Here is a 20,263-nt window from a genome sequence, read left to right on the forward strand (position 1 = left end):
AGCGGCGGGCCGTCGGCCGGGCGCAGGTAGGCCGCGCGCAGCCGGGCGTTGAAGCTCTCGACGAGGGAGCGCACCTGGGCCTCCGAGCCCTGCGCCGCCGCGAGCGCGAGCAGGTCCTCGCGCTCGCGGCGCAGGGCCAGGGACAGCGGGAGCGCGGCGGTGAGGTCGGCCTCCTCGCGCCGCGCCCACTCCACGGCCCACTCCGCCGTGGTCATCGGCTTGTCGAGGTTCGGGATCGGCTTGCCCGCACCGGGGAGGTCGTCGAAGGCGCCGCGCTCCTGGGCGGTGCGGATCTGGCGCTCGACCCAGTCCTCGAAGCGCACCTGGGGCGGCTTGCGCTCGGTCACGCCCCCAGCCTCGCCCCCCGCGCCCAGCTCCCGCCACAGCACGGCAGGACGGGGACGGCACAGGCGTAGCCTGACGCCGTGACCCTGGCCCCAGAAGGACGCCGGATGCTGCGCGTCGAGGCGCGCAACGCCGCCACGCCCATCGAGAAGAAGCCCGAGTGGATCAAGACCCGGGCCCGGATGGGCCCGGAGTACACCGGGCTGAAGGCGCTGGTGAAGAAGGAGGGGCTGCACACGGTCTGCGAGGAGGCCGGCTGCCCCAACATCTTCGAGTGCTGGGAGGACCGCGAGGCCACCTTTCTCATCGGCGGCGACCAGTGCACCCGCCGCTGCGACTTCTGCCAGATCGACACCGGGCGCCCGGCCGCCTTCGACGCCGACGAGCCCCGCCGCGTCGCCGAGTCCGTGCGCTCCATGGGGCTGCGCTACTCCACGATCACCGGTGTCGCCCGCGACGACCTCCCGGACGGCGGCGCGTGGCTGTACGCCGAGACGGTCCGCCAGATCCACGCGATGAGCCCGGGCACCGGCGTGGAGCTGCTGATCCCGGACTTCGACGCCGACCCGGCCCAGCTCGCCGAGGTCTTCTCCTCCCGCCCCGAGGTGCTCGCCCACAACGTCGAGACGGTCCCGCGGATCTTCAAGCGGATCCGGCCGGGCTTCCGCTTCGAGCGCTCGCTGTCGGTGCTGACCTCCGCGCACGAGGACGGCTTCGTCACCAAGTCCAACCTCATCCTCGGGATGGGCGAGACGTACGAGGAGGTCGTGGAGGCGCTGCAGTCCCTGCACGACGCGGGCACGGACCTCATCACGATCACCCAGTACCTGCGCCCGAGCGTGCGCCACCACCCGGTCGAGCGGTGGGTGCGCCCGGAGGAGTTCGTCCAGCTGGCCGCCGAGGCCGAGCAGATCGGGTTCCTCGGCGTGCTGTCCGGGCCGCTGGTGCGCTCCTCCTACCGGGCCGGCCGGCTGTGGGCGCAGGCCATGACCCGGCGCGGGGACGTCATCCCCGACGACCTGGCTCACCTGTCCGGCGCAGCACCGGCGCGCCAGGAGGCCTCGAGCCTGCTGCCCGGCCCCCGCTGAGCCGTACCCTGGGGCCCATGGCCCGCACGACCTCCTCCCCCTCCGGCGCGACCGCGATCGGCGCCGACGGCGCCGGAGCCGGTCGTCGCCGTCCCTTCCGCCGCCGCCCGAAGGCCGGGGGCAGCGGGGCTCCCGGCCGCCTGAAGCAGATGCGCGACGTGTTCGCGATGACGCGGCGCGTGGACCCGGCGGTCACCTGGTGGGTGCTCGGCGCGTTCCTCGGCGTGCTCGTCATCGGCATCGGGCTCACGGTGCTGCTCACGGACGGCCTGTACTGGCTCATCGTCCTGGGCCTGACCACCCTCATGCTGGCGCTGCTCGCGGCGCTGTTCGTGCTGGCCCGCCGCGCGGAGACCGCCGCCTACAGCCAGCTCGAGGGCCAGCCCGGGGCCGCCGGGGCGGCTCTGCGCACCCTGCGCCGCGGCTGGACGGTGGAGGAGCAGCCCGTCGCCGTGGACCCGCGCACCCGCGACACCGTCTTCCGCGCCGTGGGCCGGCCGGGCGTCGTCCTCGTCTCCGACGGCCCGCGCCACCGCGTCGGCAAGCTGCTCGAGGCCGAGCGGCGCAAGGTCGCGCGCGTGCTGCCCGACGTGCCGGTCCACCTGCTGCAGGCCGGCGGCGAGGACGACCAGGTGCCGCTGGCCAAGCTCCCGCGCCGCGTCATGCGCCTGCGCCCGACGCTGACCAAGGCCGAGGTCACGGTCGTGAACCGCCGGCTGAAGGCGCTCGGCGGCGTCCGCCCGCCGATCCCCGCCGGGATCGACCCGATGCGCGCGCGCCCGGACCGCAAGGCCACCCGCGGGCGCTGAGGCCCGCGCCCTCAGCGGCGCAGGAGCACCGTCTTCGCCGCGCGGTCGTGCAGGCCGCGCTGGTCGACGTCCCAGACCAGCGCCGGGACCGCCAGGGCGAGCAGCACCGCGCGCACCAGCGCGGGGACCGGCCCGGCCGGGCCGCCGCCCAGGCGCCGCACCCGCAGCCCGCAGAGGGCGTGGCCGAAGCTGGCGCCCAGCGTGGCGACCAGGAGCACCTGCTCGGCGGTGAAGACCGCCAGGGTCGCCCACCCGTCGCCGTCGAAGAACGCCAGCGAGATGAGCGTGCAGGCGAACCAGTCGACGAGCAGCGCCACGACGCGCCGGCCCGGGCGGGCGACCGAGCCCGTCCCGGACGGCGGGACGCCGAGCCGGCGTCCGGGCCATCCCCCTGCGGTCCCCGCGGCGACGCTCACGCCGCAGGAGCCTACGGTGGAGCTCGGACGCTGACCGCCGGTGGCCCGCTGGGCCGACCGCCCGGAGGGGGGCCCCCGTAACCTCCCGGCAATACGGACGAGACGCCGGGGAAACGGCGCCTGCCTAGCGTCCGACCGAACGCTCGACCGACCACTGCCCCCACCCCGCCTGGAGGATGGATGTTCAAGGACGCTGCCGAGGTCCTCGCGTACCTCAAGGAGAACGACGTCAAGTTCGTCGACGTGAGGTTCTGCGACCTGCCCGGTGTCATGCAGCACTTCAACGTGCCCGCGGCCACCGTGGACGAGGACTTCTTCGTCGAGGGCCAGATGTTCGACGGGTCCTCGATCCGCGGCTTCCAGGCCATCAACGAGTCGGACATGAAGCTCGTGCCGGACGTCGAGACCGCCTACCTCGACCCGTTCCGCACCGAGAAGACGCTCAACATCAACATGAGCATCGTCGACCCGATCACGAACGACCCGTACAGCCGCGACCCGCGCCAGGTCGCCGCCAAGGCGGAGGCGTACCTCAAGAGCACGGGCATCGCCGACACGGCCTTCTTCGCGCCCGAGGCCGAGTTCTACATCTTCGACGACGTGCGGTTCCAGACGTCGCAGCAGGAGTCCTACTACCACATCGACTCCGTCGAGGCGGCCTGGAACACCGGGCGCGTGGAGGAGGGCGGCAACCGCGGCTACAAGACGCCGTACAAGGGCGGGTACTTCCCCGTCCCGCCGACCGACCACTACTCGGACCTGCGCGACAAGATGAGCCTGGCGCTGGACGCCCAGGGCCTCGGCGTCGAGCGCGCCCACCACGAGGTGGGCACCGCCGGCCAGACCGAGATCAACTACCGGTTCGACACGCTCGCGAAGTCGGCCGACAAGACCATGCTCTTCAAGTACATCATCAAGAACGTGGCCTGGGAGGCGGGCAAGACCGTCACCTTCATGCCCAAGCCGCTCTTCGGTGACAACGGCTCCGGCATGCACGTGCACCAGTCGCTGTGGAAGGACGGCGAGCCGCTCTTCTACGACGAGTCCGGCTACGGCGGCCTCTCGGACATGGCCCGCTGGTACATCGGCGGCCTGCTGCACCACGCGCCGAGCCTGCTGGCCTTCACCAACCCGACGGTCAACAGCTACCACCGCCTGGTGCCGGGCTACGAGGCGCCGGTGAACCTGGTCTACTCCGCGCGCAACCGCTCCGCCTGCGTGCGCATCCCGATCACGGGCAACAACCCTAAGGCCAAGCGCATCGAGTTCCGCGTGCCGGACCCGTCGTCGAACCCGTACCTGGCGTTCTCGGCGATGCTCATGGCCGGGCTGAACGGCATCCAGAACCGGATCGAGCCGGCCGACCCGGTCGACAAGGACCTGTACGAGCTGCCCCCCGAGGAGCACGCGAACATCCGGCAGGTCCCGGGCTCCCTGGGCGCCGTGCTCGACGCCCTCGAGGCCGACCACGCCTACCTCACCGAGGGCGGCGTGTTCACCGAGGACCTCATCGAGACGTGGATCGAGTACAAGCGGACGAAGGAGATCGACCCGATCCGCTTCCGCCCGCACCCCCACGAGTTCGAGATGTACTACGACATCTGATCCCTCGGGATCGCTGACGCGGGCCTCGGCCCTGCGGACGGCGGGTGGCCGGCGAGAGCGCGTCTGCGGACGCCTCTCACCGGCCACCCGCCGTCTCGCGTCCTCCCTCGCCCGAACGGGTGGCGTGCGCCCGTCTGCGTGATCTCGCCCTGGCGCGGCGCCGAAGCGGGGCACGATGGGAGCTCCCCGCCGTCCGGCGGGTGCGGACGGCGGCGGTGGAGGTGAGCGGCGTGGGCGACCTCACGGTCGACGCCCAGGCGGCGTCGAGCGCCGCCGCGTCCCTGCGCGCGGTCGCGGGCTCGGTGGCGGTCGAGGTGGGCCCGTCGGCCGCCGGGTGCGGCTCGGCCGCGGTCGAGGACGCCGTCGCCGCCCTCCAGTCGTGGGTGCGCGTCACCACGAGCACGCAGAGCGCCGCCGTGACCGGCCTGGCCGCCACCCTGGAGCAGATGGTCCTCACCTGGGTCGACGTCGACGCCGGCCTCGGCCGCTCCGCCCCGCACCGGGCCTTCTGATGGCCGGCCACTGGAGCGAGCAGCACCCCGGGACCGGCGACATGGCGGGCGTGGAGGGCACGGCCCTGGCCCTGCGCGCGGCGGCCACCACCCTCGACCAGGCCGCGACCCAGGTCGAGACCGGGGCCGGCACGCTCGCCGGCGCCTGGGAGGGGCTCAGCGCGCAGGCCTGGAGCACCCGGGCCGGCCAGAGCGCGGCGGCGCTGCGCGGCACGGCCGGGCCGCTGGACGAGGCGGCGAACGCGCTCGCGGCCCACGCGGCCGCGGTGCGCGACATCGCTCTGCGGGCGAGCGCCGCGGAGGCGGACCTGGCCGCCGCCAGGCTCGCCGTGAGCCGCGCCACCGCGATGCACAGCACGCTCGGCCAGCAGGGCCCCGACGTCCCCGCGGCGGAGGTGCGCGCCGCGGCCGACCGCCTCGCGGCGGCGCAGGAGGACCGCGGCGACCACGTGCGCCGGCTCCAGCAACTGGCCGAGGAGCGGCGCAGCGCGGACGACGTCCTCGTCTTCCAGCTCGGCGCCCTGGTGCCGCCGGGCTGGGCGGAGCACTCCTCCCTGGTCGCGGGCCTGGGCGGCGCTGCGCTGGCCGGGGGCCCGGGCTGGGTGTCCGCGTTCGACCGGTGGGCACAGGGCCTGCCCTCCAGCGACGCCGGCGCTGCTGCCCTCCGGTGGGCGGTCGGGCAGCTCGACGAGGAGCAGTTCGCCCTGCTCGTCGGCAGCTCCCCCGCCGTCGCGACGCTGCTGGTGCGCCCGGCCGACCTGTCGCAGGGCCCGACCTTCGGCGCCCTGGCGAGAGCCGCGGACGGCGACCCCGACCCGGCCGCGGTGGCCGCGGCCTTCGCCGCCCTCACCCCCGCCGCCCGCCAGCTCGCTGCGCGCCTGCACCCCTGGCTGGTCGGCAACCTCGACGGCGCTCCCTACGACGTGCGGACCACGGCGAACCGGACGGCGATCACGGCCGCGCTGGCCGACGTGCAGCGGGAGCAGGACGCCCTGCGCGAGCGCCGGGAGGAGCTGCGCGAGGACGCCCCGGGGCTCGGGCCGGGCGACCACCGCAGCGAGCTCGGCGACCTGAGGTGGGCCGAGGAGCTCCGCGACGTGGGCGACCGCCTCGACGTCCTCGCGGAGACCGCGGAGCGCTACGACCGCTACCTCACCGAGCGGCTCGAGACCTTCGCCGGCGGTCGCCCGTCGACGAGGACCGGGCACCAGGTGGTCCTCTTCGACCCCGAGGGCGGACGGTTCGCCGAGGTCGTCGGCTCCCTCGGGCCCGACACCACCAGCGTGGGGATCCTCGTCGGAGGGACCGGCACGAACCCGGGAACCATGCAGGGCCAGTACGAGCGGGCGATGGACCTCGTGAGCGGCACCCGCCCCCGGGGCTCGCTCGCCGTGATCACGTACCTGGGCGGCCCGATGCCCCAGTCCATCCCCGAGGCCGCGGACAACGGGGCGGCGGAGGCCATCGGGCCGGGGCTGAGGGACTTCGCCGCCGGCGTCGACCGGCCCCCGGGCGCCTCCCTGACGGTGGTCGGCCACTCCTACGGCGGCTCGGTCGTGGGTTCCGCCGAGGCCTCGGGGATGGTCGTGGACCGGGTCCTGCACGTGGAGAGCGCCGGCGCCGGCCCCGGCGTGTCCGACGTCCGCGACTACGCCGACCCGGACGCACCGCGCTACTCCATGACGGCGCCCGGCGACTTCATCGCGCCGCTCCAGGGCATCGCCCCGGGCGGCTGGGTGCACGGGGCCGACCCGGACTCCCTGGAGGGCGTCGTCCGGCTCGAGACCGGCCGCACGGACCACGCCGACACCTCCAGCGACCTGCTCGAGGGCTTCTCCTCGCACAGCGGCGTCTTCACGCCGGGGTCGACGGCGTGGCTGAACATGCGCAGCGTCCTCACCGGCCAGGACGTCATGCTCTACACCGCCCCCGACGCGCACGTGTACGGCAACGGACACGTCGAGGTCGACTACCCGATGGAGGACCCGGAATTCTCGCCCCCCACCGCCCACGTCCCGTGACCGCCGCCCGCGCCGCGGCGGCCGCCGTCGCGCTCGCCGCCCTGCTCACGGCGTGCGGCACCGAAGCCCAGCAGGAGGACGAGCCGATGTCCGCGCAGGACCCCGACACGACGCGCACCCAGGTGCTCGCGGCCGCCGACGCGGCCGCTGGCCTGGTCCGCGACCTCAACCCCGACCTGCCCCTGGAGCTGGAGCACTCCCCCGAGCGGGACGACACGTGGTCGGACTGCTCCGACGGCCCGCCGCGCGCCGACGGCGAGGCGCCGGAGGTCATCACGTGGACGGCGGAGCGCAGCTTCTACCTCGAGCCGCCCCGGGAGACCGCGTCGCTGATCGACCCGGTGGTGCGCGAGCTCGTGGCCGACGGGTGGCGGACGGGCCTGGAGTCCGGGGGGAACGGGGGCCGGGAGGTCTCCCTGTCCAAGGACGGCGTGGGCCTGAGGCTGGGCGGGGACACCGAGGCGGTCGAGGGCCGCGCCTCCTCGCTCAGCGTCTGGGCCACCGGGCCGTGCGTGGACGCGCCCGCCGACCTCCCCGACAAGGCCCTCTGAGGCGCTGGCGGGGTGCCGGCGGGGCGCCAGCCGCTACCGGCCCCGCGCGCCCCGCCCGTCCTGGGTCGCCCGCGCCACGAGCTCGGCAGCGACGTCGTGCAGCTTGCGGTTGGTGTTCTGCGACTGCTTCGACAGGTGCGTGAAGGCGTCCTCGGGGCTGCAGCCCAGGCGCGCCATGAGGATGCCCTTGGCCTGCTCGATCGTGGCGCGGCTGCTCATCGCCTGCTCCAGCTGGCGGGCCAGGGCGTCCTTGGAGTCGATGAGCGAGGCGTTGAGCAGGGCGACGGCCGCGTAGTCGGAGAAGGCGCGCGCCAGCTCCACCGCCTCCTCGTCGAAGGCGTCCGGGGTCGAGCTGTACATGTTCAGCCCGCCCACCCTGTGCTGCGGCGTCGGCATCCCCACGGAGAGCGACGAGCGGATCCCCTCCCGCTGGGCCACGGCGGCGAAGTCGCGGTAGCGCTCCTCCGACCCCATGTCGCTCACGTTGATCACGACGCCGGCGAGCGCGGCGTCCATGCACGGTCCGAACCCCTTGGCGTACTGGCGCTCGTCCAGGGCGACGGCCAGCTGGCCGGTGAAGGCGACGCTGCGCGCCTGCTCGCCGTCGATGAGGGTCACCGAGACCTCGTCGGCCCCCGGGATGGTGGCCTGGGCCAGCTCGGCCACGCGGGCGAGCACCCGGCTCAGGGGCAGCTCGCCGAGCGGCAGGCGCCCCAGCTCGCGGAACGCCTCCTGGGGCTCCATCGGCTGGGGCCGCGAACCGCTCTGGACCGGGATCTGGTCGTGGCTGTCGTCGGGCACGGCGCGGGGCCTCCTCGCGTCAGCCCGCACGAACGGCAGCGAGGGCACCAAGTGCGCTCGGTGACGACGAGTGCCCACGGCAGGCGCTCCACGAGTCTCCGGGGCTGGGCTCTCAACCTCGACGGCCCACGCGGGCTCCGGACGGCTCCCGCCGCCCGATGTCCCGACCCTACCGCCCTGCGGCCCCGGCGGGTGCCCGTGCGGTCGCTGTGGTGGGCTGGCCCCAGTCCGTGTCCCGCCCGGGCGCGGCACGGGCCAGGCCCCGCACGTGAAGACGCTCGCGTGCGGGGCCGCCCGCGGGTGCGGCCCCGCGGGTCACCCCTCGGGGCTCGCCGGCCCCTGGCGGCGCTGGGCGTCCTGCACGAGCTCCACGGCGATGTCCCGCAGCTTGCGGTTGGTGTGCTGGGACTGCCCGGCCAGCAGCTCGAACGCGCGCTCTGGGGTGCAGCCGAGGCGCGCGACGAGGAGCCCCTTCGCCTGCTCGATGACGGCGCGGGTGGCCATGGCCTGGCGCAGGTCGTCGGCCACCTGGGTGGTGGAGGCGAGCAGCGCGGCGTTGGCGACCGTCGCCGCGGCCGTCTCGGCGAAGGCGCGGGCCGCGACCGCCGCCTCGTGCGCCCGGTCGTCCAGCCGCACGGTGTAGACGTTCAGCCCGGCCACGACCCGCGGCGCGGCGGCCAGGAAGGACGACGTGATGGCGCGGACGCCGGCCTCGCGGGCACGGGGCACGAAGCCGGGGTAGCGGTCCTCAGTGGCCAGGTCCGGCAGGCTCACCGCCCGCCGCTGCTGGGCGGCGTCCAGGCAGGGGCCCTCCCCGAGGGCGTACTGGTGCTGGTCCAGCTGCACGGCGAGGTCCCCCGTCGACGCCGCGGTGCGGGGCCGCTCGCCCTCGACCAGCGTCACCGACACGGCGTCCGCGCCGGGGATGCTCGTGCGGGCCAGATCGGCCACCTGCTGGAGCACCTGGGACAGGGAGGTCTCCTCCAGCCGGATGCTGGAGAGGTGGGCGTGCACCCGCTCGACGCCCGACAGCGCGGTCGGCGCTGCACGGCCCTCGCCGGCGCGCGGGGCGCCCGGTGACGGCGGTGTGTGGTCCATGGAGAGCGAGGTCCCGTCGTCCTCCCGGAGCGCCCGCTCCGGGTGCGACCGCCGCTCACCGCTCCGGGGAGGTGACGGTCGTGCTGACGGGCCGCGGGCTCGACCCCTCCGCGGCGCGGGCGCCGCGGGCGGCCGTCGTCCCTCGCCGCGCGCAGGAGTCTACGGGAGGCGACGGGCACGGTCCCGGCGCGGGTGTCTGCGTCCCGGCGCGGGTGCCTGCGTGCTTCTGGCGGACATCGGTTCACCTGCCTCAGTCCGGCCGTGCTGCGGCCGATGGGGGCGGGGGCGCCGAGAAGAGGCGTGGCGACGGTGGATCCGGAGGAGGTGGAGCTGTGCTGCTCGGTGCGGTCACAGGAACGGCACAGCGCCAGCTTTCGCTCGCGAACCAGCAGCTGGCGAGGACGCTCGGGCGGTTGAGCACCGGACGGCGCCTGAACTCGGCGGCCGACGATGCCGCGGGCCTGTCCATCGCGCAGTCGCTCACCGCGCAGGCCGAGGGCACGCGCCAGGGGGGCCGCAACGCCGGGGAGGCGGTGAGCCTCCTGCAGACCGCCGAGGGCGCCCTCGCCGAGGTCACCACGATCCTGCAGCGCCAGCGGGTGCTGGCCGTGCAGGCCGCGGGCGGCGGGGACGACTCCTCCCGCAGCGCCCTGCAGGGGGAGCTGTCCCAGGCCAACGCCGCGCTGGACGGGATCAGCCGGTCCACCACCTACAACGGCATCGCGCTCCTCGACGGCAGCGTCGGCGCCGTGCGCACCCAGACCGTGCGCACCACAGCACTGTCCCTGACGGCGATCCCTGGCGGAACCCGGTTCTCGGCCAGCACCAACCAGCCGTACACCGTGGTGACGGGGATCAACGACCGCATGAGGCTGGCTTTCGACACCGGTCTGCCCACCGAGCAGGTCGTCGACGTGGTGCTGCCGCCCGGCGCCCACGCGGTGGACTCCGCGGGCGCCGGATCCCTGCAGACCGCCCTCGAGGACGCCTTCGCCGCCTCTGCCCTGAGCGGAGCGGTCACTGCCCACGTGGGGCACGCAGCGGGCACCGGGCTGAGCACCGTCTTGGAGCTGGGCGTCCCACACCAGTCGCTCGTGATGTCCGGGGCGGCCATGGAGGCGCTCGGAGCACGGGTGACGACCACCAGCGCGGGGGGCGAGCTCGTCTTCCAGGTCGGCGCCGACGCCGGGGACACCCTCGCCGTCGCGATCGACTCCGGGCGGCCCGGCGCCGGGTTCTCCGCCGCCGACCTCGGCACGGCGGGACTGGACCTGCGCGCGTCGCCCTCGGCGGCGCTGGACGTCCTCGACGCCGCGCTGCGCGCCGTGCTCGGCGCCCGGGCGCGCCTGGGCGCCAACCAGAACCGCCTCGAGCACATCATCCGCTCCTCGGGGGTCACCGCGGACAACCTCACGGCCTCGCGGGGACGGATCGAGGACGCCGACTTCGCCGCCGAGGTCAGCGCGCTCTCGCGCCAGCAGGTGCTCCAGCAGAGCGCCACCGCGGTGATCGCCAGGGCCAGCGCGCTCCCGCGCTCGCTCCTGGCCCTCTTGGAGGCGTGAGACGAGGCGGCGCCACCAGAGCGGCGCTGCTCTGCGCCGCAGGCGCGCTCTCGCCCCGCCAGCGGCGCGCAGCGCCCACCGGCGATACCGTGCTCCCCACGAGAGGTCCGGGCACCAGGTCGCCCGGACGCCCGACGGCTGCGGAGTGACGACATCAGCGCACAGGCCCCACCGCAGGACCCCGGTGTCGCTGACCTGCCCCATCCCTCGGGATGGCTGCGCGCCGGCGCCGGCGCGGTGCACCTCTACACGGCCAGCGGCACGGCGCTGGCCCTCCTCATCGTCCTGGCCGCCATCGACGGCGACGCCGTGCGCGCCCTCTGGCTCGGCCTGGTCGCGCTCGTCATCGACGGCACCGACGGCATGCTGGCGCGCCGGCTGCGGGTCAGCGAGCGCCTGCCCTGGTTCGACGGAGCCCGCCTCGACGACATCGTCGACTACCTCACGTACGCCTTCGCCCCGGTGCTGCTGCTGTGGATGGACGGGCGCCTCCCCTCGGGCGTCGCGGGCACCCTCCTGGCCGTGGTGCCGCTGCTGGCCTCGAGCTACCAGTTCTGCCGGGTGGACGCCAAGACCGACGACCACCTGTTCCTCGGCTTCCCCAGCTACTGGAACGTCGTCGCCTTCTACGTCATCGTGCTCGACCTCGAGCCCGCCGTGACGGCCGCGATCCTGCTCGTCTGCTCGGTGCTCGTCTTCATCCCGGTCGGGTACCTCTACCCCTCGCGGACGACGGCGTTCCGCCGCACCAACCTCGCGCTCACCGCGGTCTGGCTCGGCATCTACGCGCTGATCCTCACCCAGATGCCCGACCCCTCGCCCGTGCTGGTGGCCCTGTCCCTGGGCTACCTCGCCTACTACCTCGCCGTCAGCCTGGCGCTGACCGTGCGGCGGCGCCGCGCGCGGCGGCCGTAGCTGTGCTGCTCGGTCTGCTCGCCGGTCTCGGGTCGGCGGCCGCCTTCGGCGTGGCAGCGGTGCTGCAGGCGCTCGCAGCGAGGGGCGAGCCGCCGACCCGGGGCGTGGACCCCCTGCTGCTGGCGCGCCAGCTGCGCCACCCGTCCTTCGTGGTGGCCATGGGGCTCAACCTCGTGGGCTTCGTGCTCCACCTGCTCGCGCTGCGCATGCTCCCGCTCTTCCTGGCGCAGGCGCTGGTCTCGGCCAGCGTGCTGGTCACCGCGGTGCTCAGCGCGCGCGTCCTGGACGCCCACCTGCACCGCGCGGAGCTGCTCGCGGTGGGCGCCCTGGTGCTGGGCCTGGCGCTGCTGACCTCCAGCGCCTCCACCGTCGGCACCGTGGAGCCGGACGTGGGCACCCGCGCGCTGCTCCTGCTCGCCGTCGCGGCCGTCGCGGTCGCCGGGGCGGTCGTGGGCCGACGGCACGGGCCGGTCGCCGCCTCCCTGCTGGGCCTCGTCGCCGGCCTCGGGTTCGCCGTCACGGCGCTCGCCTCGCGGGTGCTGCCCGCCCTGACGCCGTCGGTGCTGGTGGTCGAGCCCGCCACCTACGCGCTGCTGGTCGGCGGGCCGCTGGCCACGCTCCTCTACACCACGGCGCTGCAGCGCGGCGCGGTGCTGACCGCGACGTCGACGGTGGTGCTGGGCCAGACCGTGGTGCCCGCCCTCGTCGGCGTCCTCGCCCTGGGCGACCGCCTGCGCCCGGGCACGTGGCCGCTGGCCGTGCTGGGCCTGGCCCTGGCGGTCGGCGCCGCCGGCGCCCTCGCCCGCTACGACCCGAGGGTGCTCGCGCTGGAGGCGCCTGCGGCGCGGTGAGCGCCATCGGTCCTCCCCCTCGGCTCGCAGGCAGCGCTGCGGGCCGCTACACCTGGGCGCACCGCGCCCGGGCGCCGCTGCTCACCGACCTGGAGGAACCGTGCCCACGTGGCTCGCTGCTGGACTGTGGGGGCTGCTCGGAGGAGCGGCCCTGGTGCTCGGAGCGGCGGTGGCCTGGACCGTGCGGGTGCCGCAGCAGGTCGTGGCCGGCGTGATGGCCTTCGGGTCCGGCGTCCTCATCTCGGCGCTCTCCTTCGAGCTGGTCGGGGAGGCCACCGAGACCGGCGGGCTCGCCCCGGCCGCCGGGGGCTTCCTCGTCGGGGCGGTGGTCTACGTGGCGGCCAACGCCGTCCTGGCCCGGCACGGCGCCCGCCACCGCAAGCGCTCGGGCCGCCAGCAGCCCTCCGAGGCCGAGCAGACGGGCAGCGGCACCGCGATCGCGCTGGGCGCGCTGCTGGACGGCGTCCCGGAGTCCGTGGTCCTGGGCCTGGGCCTGGTCGGCGGCGGGGCGGTCAGCCCGGCCGTGCTGGCCGCCGTCTTCATCTCCAACGTGCCCGAGGGGCTGTCCAGCTCGGCGGGGATGAAGGCCAGCGGGCGCAGCGCCCGGTACGTCTTCGGGGTCTGGGGCGGCATCGCGCTGGCCAGCGGCCTCTCGGCGCTGCTCGGCTACGTGCTGCTCCAGGACGCCTCGGACGGGGTCGTCGCCTTCATCACCACCATCGCCGCCGGCGCCATCCTCGCGATGGTCGCCGACACGATGATCCCCGAGGCCTTCGAGCGGGCCCACCTGTTCACCGGGCTGATCACGACGCTGGGCTTCCTCACCGCCTTCAGCATCGACCAGCTCGGCGGCTGAGCCCGGCCCCGCCCGCGGGCGCTCCGCCGCTCCCGTGGGAAAGTCCGACCTGGCCACCCCGGCCCCCCGCCGCGACGCCCGAAGGAGCCCCTCCGCGATGCCCACCGCGCCCCTCCCGCTCAGCGACGCCTCCCTGCGCCGACTGCCCGCGGCGGTGTCGGTGCCCTGCTACGACCGCAGCGCCCTGGTGCCGGCGGTCGTCCACATCGGCGTCGGGGGCTTCCACCGCGCGCACCAGGCGGTCTACCTCGACGACCTGGCCCGCCGCGGCGAGACCGGCTGGGGCCTGGTCGGCGTGGGCCTGCACCGGCCGCAGATGGGCGAGGTGCTCGGCGCGCAGGACGGCCTCTACCTCGTCGTCGAGCGCAGCGCCGAGGAGGACCGGTCGCGCGTGGTCGGTGCGATGACCCGCTACGTGTTCGCGCCGGAGGACCCCGAGGCGCTGCTGCGCGTGCTCGCCGACCCGCGCACGCGCCTGGTGACCCTGACGATCACCGGCAGCGGCTACCGGATCGACCCCCACACCGGGGAGTTCGACGCCGACGACGAGATGGTCGCCGCCGACCTCGACGACCCCAGACACCCGGAGACGGTCTTCGGCTACCTCGTCGAGGCCCTGGACCGGCGGCGGCGGACTGGCGCGGGTCCCTTCACCGTGCTCTCCTGCGACAACATGCAGAGCAACGGCAGGGCGGCGCGCACCGCCGTCACCTCCTTCGCGCGCCTGCGCGACCCGGAGCTGGCGGAGTGGATCGCCGGGCGGGTGAGCTTCCCGAGCAGCATGGTCGACCGGATCACGCCGAGCACCACCGCGCAGACCCGCGAGGCCATCGTCGCGGCGGTGGGCGTCGACGACCGCTGGCCGGTGATCACCGAGCCGTTCACCCAGTGGGTGGTCGAGGACGACTTCTGCAACGGCCGCCCGCCCCTGGACGCCGTCGGGGTGCAGTTCGTGCCCGACGTCTCGCCCTACGAGACGATGAAGACCCGGCTGCTCAACGCCAGCCACTGCGCCCTGGGCTACCTGGGGCACCTGGCGGGCCTGCGCACGATGGACGAGGTCATGGCCGAGCCCGTCTTCCGCGCCTACCTCGTGCGGATGATGGCCGAGGAGATCACCCCCCACCTGCCCGCCGTGCCCGGCATCGACCTGCAGGAGTACCAGGCCACCCTGGTCGAGCGGCTCGCCAACCCGCGCATGGGCGACCAGCTCGCCCGGCTCTGCCGGCGCGGCTCGTCGAAGATCCCGCACTACGTCCTGCCGTCGGTGCGGGCCGGTCTGGACGCCGGCCGCCCCCAGCGCCTGCTCGCCCTGGCCGTGGCCGGCTGGCTGCGGCTGCTGCGCGACGGCGTCCACCCCGGCCCCGGCGTCGCGGGCGTCCACGGCGTCCCCGTCGTCCCGGGCGAGGGACCGATCGCCGAGCGGCTCGTGGCGCTGGCCGCCGCGGGCCCCGGCGACGCCGCCCCGCTGCTGGCCGAGCGCCGCGTCTTCGGCGACCTCGGACGCGACCCCCGCTTCGTCGCCGCCGTGCAGGAGGCGCTGGACCTGCTCGACCGCAGGGGCCCGCGCGGGGCGATCGAGCACTACCTGACCCACGATGGAGAGGAGGCGGCATGACCACCCGGTTCCTGCCGCTCGACACGTCCGGCACCACCCACCTGCTCTGCGACGCGGACGGCACCATGTTCCCGTCCGAGGAGCCCGCCTACGAGGCCTCGGCGGACGTCGCCAACGCCTTCCTGGCCGAGCTGGGGGCGCAGCGGGCGTACACGCCCGCCGAGCTCCAGCGGATGACCAACGGCAAGAACTTCCGCGCCGGGGCCGCGCAGCTCGCCGAGTCCTTCGGCGCCGCGCTGGACCCGGCCGACCTCGACCGGTGGGTGGCGCAGGAGAAGGACGTCGTCACCGCGCACCTGCGCACCGCGCTGGCGCCCGACCCGGCCGTCCACGACCCCCTGGCGGGGCTGGCGGGGCGGTTCACCCTCGCCGCGGTGACCTCCAGCGCCCGCAGCCGGCTGGACGCCTGCCTCGAGGTGACCGGGCTCGGGGAGCTCTTCGCCCCCGACCTGCGGTTCAGCGCCGAGGACTCCCTGCCGGTGCCCACGAGCAAGCCCGACCCGGCGGTCTACCTCTTCGCCGCCGAGGCGCTCGGCATCACCCCCGAGCAGGGCCTGGCCGTGGAGGACTCGATCAACGGCGCCCTGTCGGCCGTGGCCGCCGGCCACCCCACCATCGGCACCGTGCAGTTCGTCGCCCCGGCCGAGCGCGAGGCCCGCACCGAGGCCCTGCGCGAGGCCGGCGTCGCCGCGGTCGTCACCTCCTGGGCCGAGCTCGTGGAGCTGCTCGGCTGAGAGCAGGGCCGAGCGAGCGCCCGGGGCCGGGCGCGCGAGCGGGGCTCAGACCTCCTCGAGCGCCCGGCCCCGCTGCTCGGGCAGCGCGAGCGAGCCCAGCGCGGCCACGACGAACACCGCGGCGAACACCGCGAACAGCAGCCCGGTGCCGCCGGCGTCGCGCAGCAGCGGCACCGACAGCGGGGCCAGCACCGAGGCGATCCGCCCGAAGCCCGCGGCCCATCCCGCGCCGGTGCCGCGCAGCCGCGTCGGGTACAGCTCGGGGGTGACCGCGTACAGCGCCCCCCAGGCGCCGAGGTTGGAGAAGGACAGCAGCATGCCGGTCGCCACCAGCGCCGCAGCGGAGTCGGCGACGGCGAACAGCCCCGCGGCCACGGCCGAGCCGGCGAGGAAGGCCGCCAGCGTGCGGCGGCGCCCCCACCGCTCGACGAGGAGCGCCGCGACGGCGTACCCGGGCAGCTGCGCGAGGGTGATGTAGAGCGTGTATTCGAACGAGCGGACCAGCGAGAAGCCGGCGTCGAAGAGCAGCGTCGGCAGCCACACGAACGCGCCGTAGTAGGCGAAGTTGACGGTGAACCACACCAGCCAGAGCGCACCGGTGCGGCGCCGCAGCGCCGGCGACCACAGCGCGCCGACCCGCCCGCCGGCCTCGCGCGTCGCGGTGGCGCCGCCGGCTCCCCCGCCGCCGGCCCCGGGCTCGCGGCCGGCCGCGCGCTCGAAGCGCGCCACGGTGGCCTCGGCCTCGACCCCGCGACCGCGCGACTCCAGGAAGCGCACCGACTCCGGCAGGCCCCAGCGCACCACCACGGCGTAGAGCGCCGGCAGCGCCCCCACGGCCAGGGCCCAGCGCCAGCCCTCGTCGCTGGTGGGCACGACGAAGTACCCGACCAGGGCCGAGACCGTCCACCCCAGCGCCCAGAACGACTCCAGCGCCACCACCACGCGGCCGCGGATCCGCGGCGGCGCGAACTCGCTGACCAGGGTGGACGCCACGGGCAGCTCGGCGCCCAGGCCCAGGCCCACCACCACGCGCAGCGCGATGAGGACGGCGACGGTGCCGGCGAGCGCCGAGGCGCCGGTGGCGAGGCCGTAGACGAGCAGCGTGGCCGCGAACACCTGCCGGCGGCCGATCCGGTCGGCCAGCAGTCCGCCGACGCTCGCCCCCACAGCCATCCCGATGAAGCCGGCCGAGGCGATCCACGACGCCTGCCCGGCGGTCGCGAAGCCGGTGGCCGTGAGCTGCGCGATGACGAAGGAGACCAGCCCCACGTCGAGGGCGTCGAGGGCCCAGCCGCCGCCGGATCCCAGCAGGAGCCGCCGGTGCTCGCGGGTGAAGGGCAGGGCGTCCAGGCGCTGCGTGCGCGTCAGGGCGGTCTGCGGGGTGGAGGGCAGCGGGGGCATGGAGTCCTCGTCCGTGGTGGGGCTCGGGCCCCAGGAGGTTAGAGGTAGCCGCCGGGCGACGGGAGCGGGTGGCCCGGGACGATCCGCCGCCCGGAGATCCCGTGCGGGATCAGCCGCAGCCAGTGGCCGTGCTCGCCAGGAGCCCACGGCGCGGCCCCGCTGCTCGTCGTGCGCGCCACCAGGCCCGGCGCGTGGGCCTCGGTCACCTCCTCCGCGAGAGCCCGCACCAGCACGCTCCAGCCGCTGCGGGTGACCGGGTCGACCTCGTCGACCTCGAAGCCGACGTTGGCGGACGAGGCCGCGCTCAGCAGCGGTCCCGGGTGCATCCGGACCACCACGACGTCGCCGTCGAGGGCGTAGTTGACGGGGAGGACCAGGGGGTAGTGGTCGACGACGACCCCCAGCCGGCCCAGCTGCTGCGTGCGCAGCAGCCGGTGGCACTCCGCGGCGTCCAGGGCCTGCATCCCAGAAGAGCCGGCACCGTCGGTCATGTCGTCCTCCCAGCGCCCGTCCTGCGTCACCCTCGAACCTACGACCGGCCGCGCCTGCGCGCCCCCGGACTCGCAGCGCTGCGCCGAGCTCCTCCAGATCCGGAACGATCCTGCCGATGCCCTCCCCCATGAGCGCACCCGCGACCACCACGGCCCCGGCGGAGGGCCCAGCCGCGTCCGAGCCGGCCGTCCTGGCCGGGGCGACCCTGTGGGCCCTCGTGCTGGCGGGTCGCCTGGTCACCCTCGACTGCGACCGCCTGACCACCGCCCACGCCAGTTGGTCCTCCAACGCCGGCTCGGTGCTGGGCGTGCTCTACCGGCAGGGCCCGGTGCCCGCCGGCACCCTCGCCGCGCTGTGCGGCCTGCGGGACAGCACGGTCACCGGGATCCTCGACAAGCTCGCGCAGCAGGGCCTCGTCGGCCGGTGCACCGACCCGGTCGACCGGCGGCGCGCCAGCGTGTCGCTCACCGACGCCGGGCGCGCCCGGGTCGCGGCGATGCTGCCCGTCCTCGACCGCAGCGCCTCGCAGATGACGGGGTCGCTCACCGAGGACGAGTGCGCCCAGCTGCACGCCCTGCTCACCAAGCTCGTCCGCGCCCGGGTCCCCGAGGCGCTCTGACCCACGTTCCCGCGACGGCTGCCGCCGCCGCCCCGACCCGGGAGGTCACCGCCATGAAGATCCGCTGGACCGTCGGCCGCAAGCTCGCGGCCCTGACCACCACCGCCGTGGGCGTCGCCGTCTGCCTGACCTCGGTCACGCTGTGGGGCCTGGGCGCGATCGCCGCCGCGGAGCGCGACGCCGAGGTCGCCTCGCAGGCCCAGAGGCTCGTGCTGCGGCTGGACACCCGCGCCAGCGAGCTCAAGGTGGACGCGTTCAAGGCGCTCGTGGTGCCCGACCCCGCCGCGGTGCGCGCCGACGTCGCCGACGACGCCGCGACCGCCCAGGACCTGCTCGACCAGCTCGCGGGCGTGCCGCTGCACGGGGAGCCGGCCGAGCTCGTGGCCGACGTCCAGGACGCCTACGCCGACTACCTGACCGGCATCCCCGCGCTCGTGGAGGCGGCTGTGGCCGACCAGGAGGCGGCGCGCGCGGGCTCGACCGGGATCCAGGACCTCAACGACGTCACCGACGCGGCCGTCAGCGCCGCCTCCGACGCGCTGACCGCCGAGGTGGCCGCCGACGAGGAGCGCATCACCGACGTCTCCACCGACGTGCGCTGGGCCACGCTCGGCGCCTCCGCCGCGGCGCTCGTGGTGCTGCTCTGCGCGGCCACGGCCATCACGCGCCGCATCACCCGCCCGCTGGCCCGCGCGGTCGAGGCGCTGGACCGGGTGGCGGCGGGTGACCTGACCGCGCGCCTGGAGCACACCGGCGACGACGAGGTGGCACGGATGGCCATCGCGCTCGACACCGCGCTCGGCGCCCTCGGGGACGTCATGCGGACGATCACCAGCGAGTCGACGTCGCTCGCGGCGGCGACCGAGCAGATGTCGATGACGTCGGCCCAGATCTCCGCCGCGGCGGAGGAGTCCGCGACCCAGGCCGAGGTCGTCGCTGCGGCCTCGGAGGAGGTCTCCCAGTCGGTGAGCACGGTCTCGGAGGGCTCCTCGGAGATGGGGGCCGCCATCCAGCAGATCACCGTCAGCGCCACCGAGGCGGCCCGGGTGGCGTCCTCGGCGGTGGAGCTGGCGACCTCGACCAACGCCATCGTCAGCCAGCTCGGCGCGTCCTCGGAGGAGATCGGGAACGTCGTCAAGACGATCACGTCCATCGCCGAGCAGACGAACCTCCTGGCGCTCAACGCGACGATCGAGGCGGCGCGCGCCGGTGAGGCCGGCAAGGGCTTCGCCGTCGTCGCGCACGAGGTCAAGGAGCTGGCGCAGGAGACCGCCCGGGCGACCGAGGACATCTCCCGCCGGGTCCAGGCGATCCAGGCGGACACCGCCGGCGCCGTCGAGGCGATCGGCCGGGTCTCGGCGGTGATCGACACGATCAGCGAGCACCAGACGACCATCGCCTCGGCGGTGGAGGAGCAGACCGCCACGACGGCGGAGATGAACCGCACCGTGGCCGAGGCGGCGAGCGCCTCGCAGGAGATCTCGGCGAACATCACCGGGGTCGCGACGGCCGCCCAGCTCACCACCCAGGCGGTCTCGCAGTCCCAGGAGGCCGTCGGGGAGCTGGCGCGCATGGCCAGCGAGCTGCAGTCGCTGGCGGCGCGCTTCCGCTGCTGAGGCCCCCGCGCGCGCTCACAGGCACCCGCGCCGGCGCAGCTCGGCCAGGGCCACGAGGCCGAGCGGCACCGGCGCCCAGAAGGTGAGCAGGCGGTAGAGCAGCACCGCGGACGCCGCGTCGCCGGGGGCCACGCCCGCCGTGACCAGGGAGGCGGCCATCGCCACCTCGACGCCCCCCACCCCGCCCGGGGTGGGGGCGACCGAGCCCAGGACGGTGCCCGCCAGCAGGACGACGAGGACGTCGAGCAGGCCCAGCGAGCCGCCGGCCGCGCGCACGCAGGCCCACAGGCAGCCGACCAGCGAGGCCGTCAGCAGGACCGCCCCTCCCAGGCCCGCGGCGCACCGGCGCGGGC

21 protein-coding genes are annotated in these 20,263 nt (G+C 75.4%); 14 read left to right on the top strand and 7 right to left on the bottom strand.

All coding sequences use genetic code 11. The features are described from left to right. Positions 1 to 347 (bottom strand): DnaJ family domain-containing protein (locus tag AC5FZL_RS07860; protein ID WP_493618014.1); only part of this gene is annotated, 347 nt, incomplete at its 3' end. Positions 348 to 425: 78 nt separating this feature from the next. On the opposite strand from AC5FZL_RS07860, the gene lipA reads away from it, so the two are divergent. Together lipA and AC5FZL_RS07870 are read left to right on the top strand one after the other, a co-directional pair. Then, on the top strand, positions 426 to 1,433 hold the full coding sequence (gene lipA / locus AC5FZL_RS07865) for a lipoyl synthase (RefSeq protein ID WP_493618015.1): 1,008 nt from the start codon (positions 426 to 428) through the stop codon (positions 1,431 to 1,433). Between the two features lie 17 nt (positions 1,434 to 1,450). Continuing rightward, positions 1,451 to 2,242 (top strand): DUF4191 domain-containing protein, encoded by a 792-nt coding sequence (locus AC5FZL_RS07870; protein WP_493618016.1) that lies wholly within the window; start codon positions 1,451 to 1,453, stop codon positions 2,240 to 2,242. Positions 2,243 to 2,253: 11 nt separating this feature from the next. Here the strand turns inward: AC5FZL_RS07870 and AC5FZL_RS07875 are convergent, their stop codons facing one another. Then, complete coding sequence (locus AC5FZL_RS07875) at positions 2,254 to 2,658, bottom strand: RDD family protein (RefSeq protein WP_493618017.1); 405 nt, start codon at positions 2,656 to 2,658, stop codon at positions 2,254 to 2,256. Between the two features lie 180 nt (positions 2,659 to 2,838). Here AC5FZL_RS07875 and glnA point away from each other — a divergent pair, with 180 nt between their 5' ends. The 4 genes from glnA to AC5FZL_RS07895 all read left to right on the top strand — a co-directional run bounded on the left by glnA (position 2,839) and on the right by AC5FZL_RS07895 (position 7,347). Further along, positions 2,839 to 4,263, top strand: coding sequence for a type I glutamate--ammonia ligase (gene glnA / locus AC5FZL_RS07880; protein ID WP_493618018.1), 1,425 nt, complete (start codon positions 2,839 to 2,841; stop codon positions 4,261 to 4,263). Between the two features lie 230 nt (positions 4,264 to 4,493). Continuing rightward, the gene (locus AC5FZL_RS07885; protein WP_493618019.1) at positions 4,494 to 4,775 is read left to right on the top strand and encodes a hypothetical protein; all 282 of its coding nucleotides are present in this window, start codon (positions 4,494 to 4,496) and stop codon (positions 4,773 to 4,775) included. Beyond that, on the top strand, positions 4,775 to 6,796 hold the full coding sequence (locus AC5FZL_RS07890; protein WP_493618020.1) for an alpha/beta hydrolase family protein: 2,022 nt from the start codon (positions 4,775 to 4,777) through the stop codon (positions 6,794 to 6,796). Before AC5FZL_RS07885 ends, AC5FZL_RS07890 begins: the two co-directional genes overlap by 1 nt. After that, on the top strand, positions 6,793 to 7,347 hold the full coding sequence (locus tag AC5FZL_RS07895) for a hypothetical protein (RefSeq protein ID WP_493618021.1): 555 nt from the start codon (positions 6,793 to 6,795) through the stop codon (positions 7,345 to 7,347). Before AC5FZL_RS07890 ends, AC5FZL_RS07895 begins: the two co-directional genes overlap by 4 nt. A gap of 33 nt (positions 7,348 to 7,380) precedes the next feature. Here the strand turns inward: AC5FZL_RS07895 and AC5FZL_RS07900 are convergent, their stop codons facing one another. Both AC5FZL_RS07900 and AC5FZL_RS07905 read right to left on the bottom strand, forming a co-directional pair. After that, a complete protein-coding gene (locus tag AC5FZL_RS07900) occupies positions 7,381 to 8,148 on the bottom strand; it encodes a GAF and ANTAR domain-containing protein (RefSeq protein WP_493618022.1) in 768 nt (255 codons plus the stop codon). A gap of 315 nt (positions 8,149 to 8,463) precedes the next feature. Then, the gene (locus AC5FZL_RS07905) at positions 8,464 to 9,246 is read right to left on the bottom strand and encodes a GAF and ANTAR domain-containing protein (protein ID WP_493618023.1); all 783 of its coding nucleotides are present in this window, start codon (positions 9,244 to 9,246) and stop codon (positions 8,464 to 8,466) included. A gap of 332 nt (positions 9,247 to 9,578) precedes the next feature. On the opposite strand from AC5FZL_RS07905, the gene AC5FZL_RS07910 reads away from it, so the two are divergent. The 6 genes from AC5FZL_RS07910 to AC5FZL_RS07935 all read left to right on the top strand — a co-directional run bounded on the left by AC5FZL_RS07910 (position 9,579) and on the right by AC5FZL_RS07935 (position 15,782). Then, on the top strand, positions 9,579 to 10,808 hold the full coding sequence (locus AC5FZL_RS07910) for a flagellin N-terminal helical domain-containing protein (RefSeq protein WP_493618024.1): 1,230 nt from the start codon (positions 9,579 to 9,581) through the stop codon (positions 10,806 to 10,808). Between the two features lie 237 nt (positions 10,809 to 11,045). After that, positions 11,046 to 11,723, top strand: a complete 678-nt coding sequence (locus tag AC5FZL_RS07915; RefSeq protein ID WP_493618025.1) for a CDP-alcohol phosphatidyltransferase family protein — start codon at positions 11,046 to 11,048, stop codon at positions 11,721 to 11,723. A gap of 2 nt (positions 11,724 to 11,725) precedes the next feature. Beyond that, the gene (locus AC5FZL_RS07920; protein ID WP_493618026.1) at positions 11,726 to 12,574 is read left to right on the top strand and encodes a DMT family protein; all 849 of its coding nucleotides are present in this window, start codon (positions 11,726 to 11,728) and stop codon (positions 12,572 to 12,574) included. Positions 12,575 to 12,674: 100 nt separating this feature from the next. Beyond that, positions 12,675 to 13,430, top strand: a complete 756-nt coding sequence (locus AC5FZL_RS07925) for a ZIP family metal transporter (RefSeq protein ID WP_493618027.1) — start codon at positions 12,675 to 12,677, stop codon at positions 13,428 to 13,430. A gap of 97 nt (positions 13,431 to 13,527) precedes the next feature. Next, entirely contained in the window at positions 13,528 to 15,048 is a 1,521-nt protein-coding gene (locus tag AC5FZL_RS07930; protein WP_493618028.1) for a mannitol dehydrogenase family protein, read from the top strand. Further along, on the top strand, positions 15,045 to 15,782 hold the full coding sequence (locus AC5FZL_RS07935) for an HAD family hydrolase (RefSeq protein ID WP_493618029.1): 738 nt from the start codon (positions 15,045 to 15,047) through the stop codon (positions 15,780 to 15,782). The genes AC5FZL_RS07930 and AC5FZL_RS07935 overlap by 4 nt, the downstream gene beginning before the upstream one ends. Positions 15,783 to 15,827: 45 nt before the next feature. On the opposite strand, the gene AC5FZL_RS07940 is transcribed toward AC5FZL_RS07935, so the two are convergent. Beyond that, positions 15,828 to 17,183, bottom strand: coding sequence for an MFS transporter (locus AC5FZL_RS07940; protein WP_493618030.1), 1,356 nt, complete (start codon positions 17,181 to 17,183; stop codon positions 15,828 to 15,830). Between the two features lie 38 nt (positions 17,184 to 17,221). Then, complete coding sequence (locus tag AC5FZL_RS07945) at positions 17,222 to 17,704, bottom strand: pyridoxamine 5'-phosphate oxidase family protein (RefSeq protein WP_493618031.1); 483 nt, start codon at positions 17,702 to 17,704, stop codon at positions 17,222 to 17,224. A 98-nt stretch (positions 17,705 to 17,802) separates the two neighbouring features. Here AC5FZL_RS07945 and AC5FZL_RS07950 point away from each other — a divergent pair, with 98 nt between their 5' ends. Then, positions 17,803 to 18,294, top strand: a complete 492-nt coding sequence (locus AC5FZL_RS07950) for a MarR family winged helix-turn-helix transcriptional regulator (RefSeq protein WP_493618032.1) — start codon at positions 17,803 to 17,805, stop codon at positions 18,292 to 18,294. A gap of 53 nt (positions 18,295 to 18,347) precedes the next feature. Continuing rightward, positions 18,348 to 19,910, top strand: coding sequence for a methyl-accepting chemotaxis protein (locus AC5FZL_RS07955; RefSeq protein WP_493618033.1), 1,563 nt, complete (start codon positions 18,348 to 18,350; stop codon positions 19,908 to 19,910). A gap of 15 nt (positions 19,911 to 19,925) precedes the next feature. On the opposite strand, the gene AC5FZL_RS07960 is transcribed toward AC5FZL_RS07955, so the two are convergent. After that, positions 19,926 to 20,263, bottom strand: a 338-nt coding sequence (locus AC5FZL_RS07960) for a lysylphosphatidylglycerol synthase transmembrane domain-containing protein (RefSeq protein WP_493618034.1), incomplete at its 5' end; no start/stop codon positions are given.

This window comes from Quadrisphaera sp. DVD1, assembly GCF_058932755.1.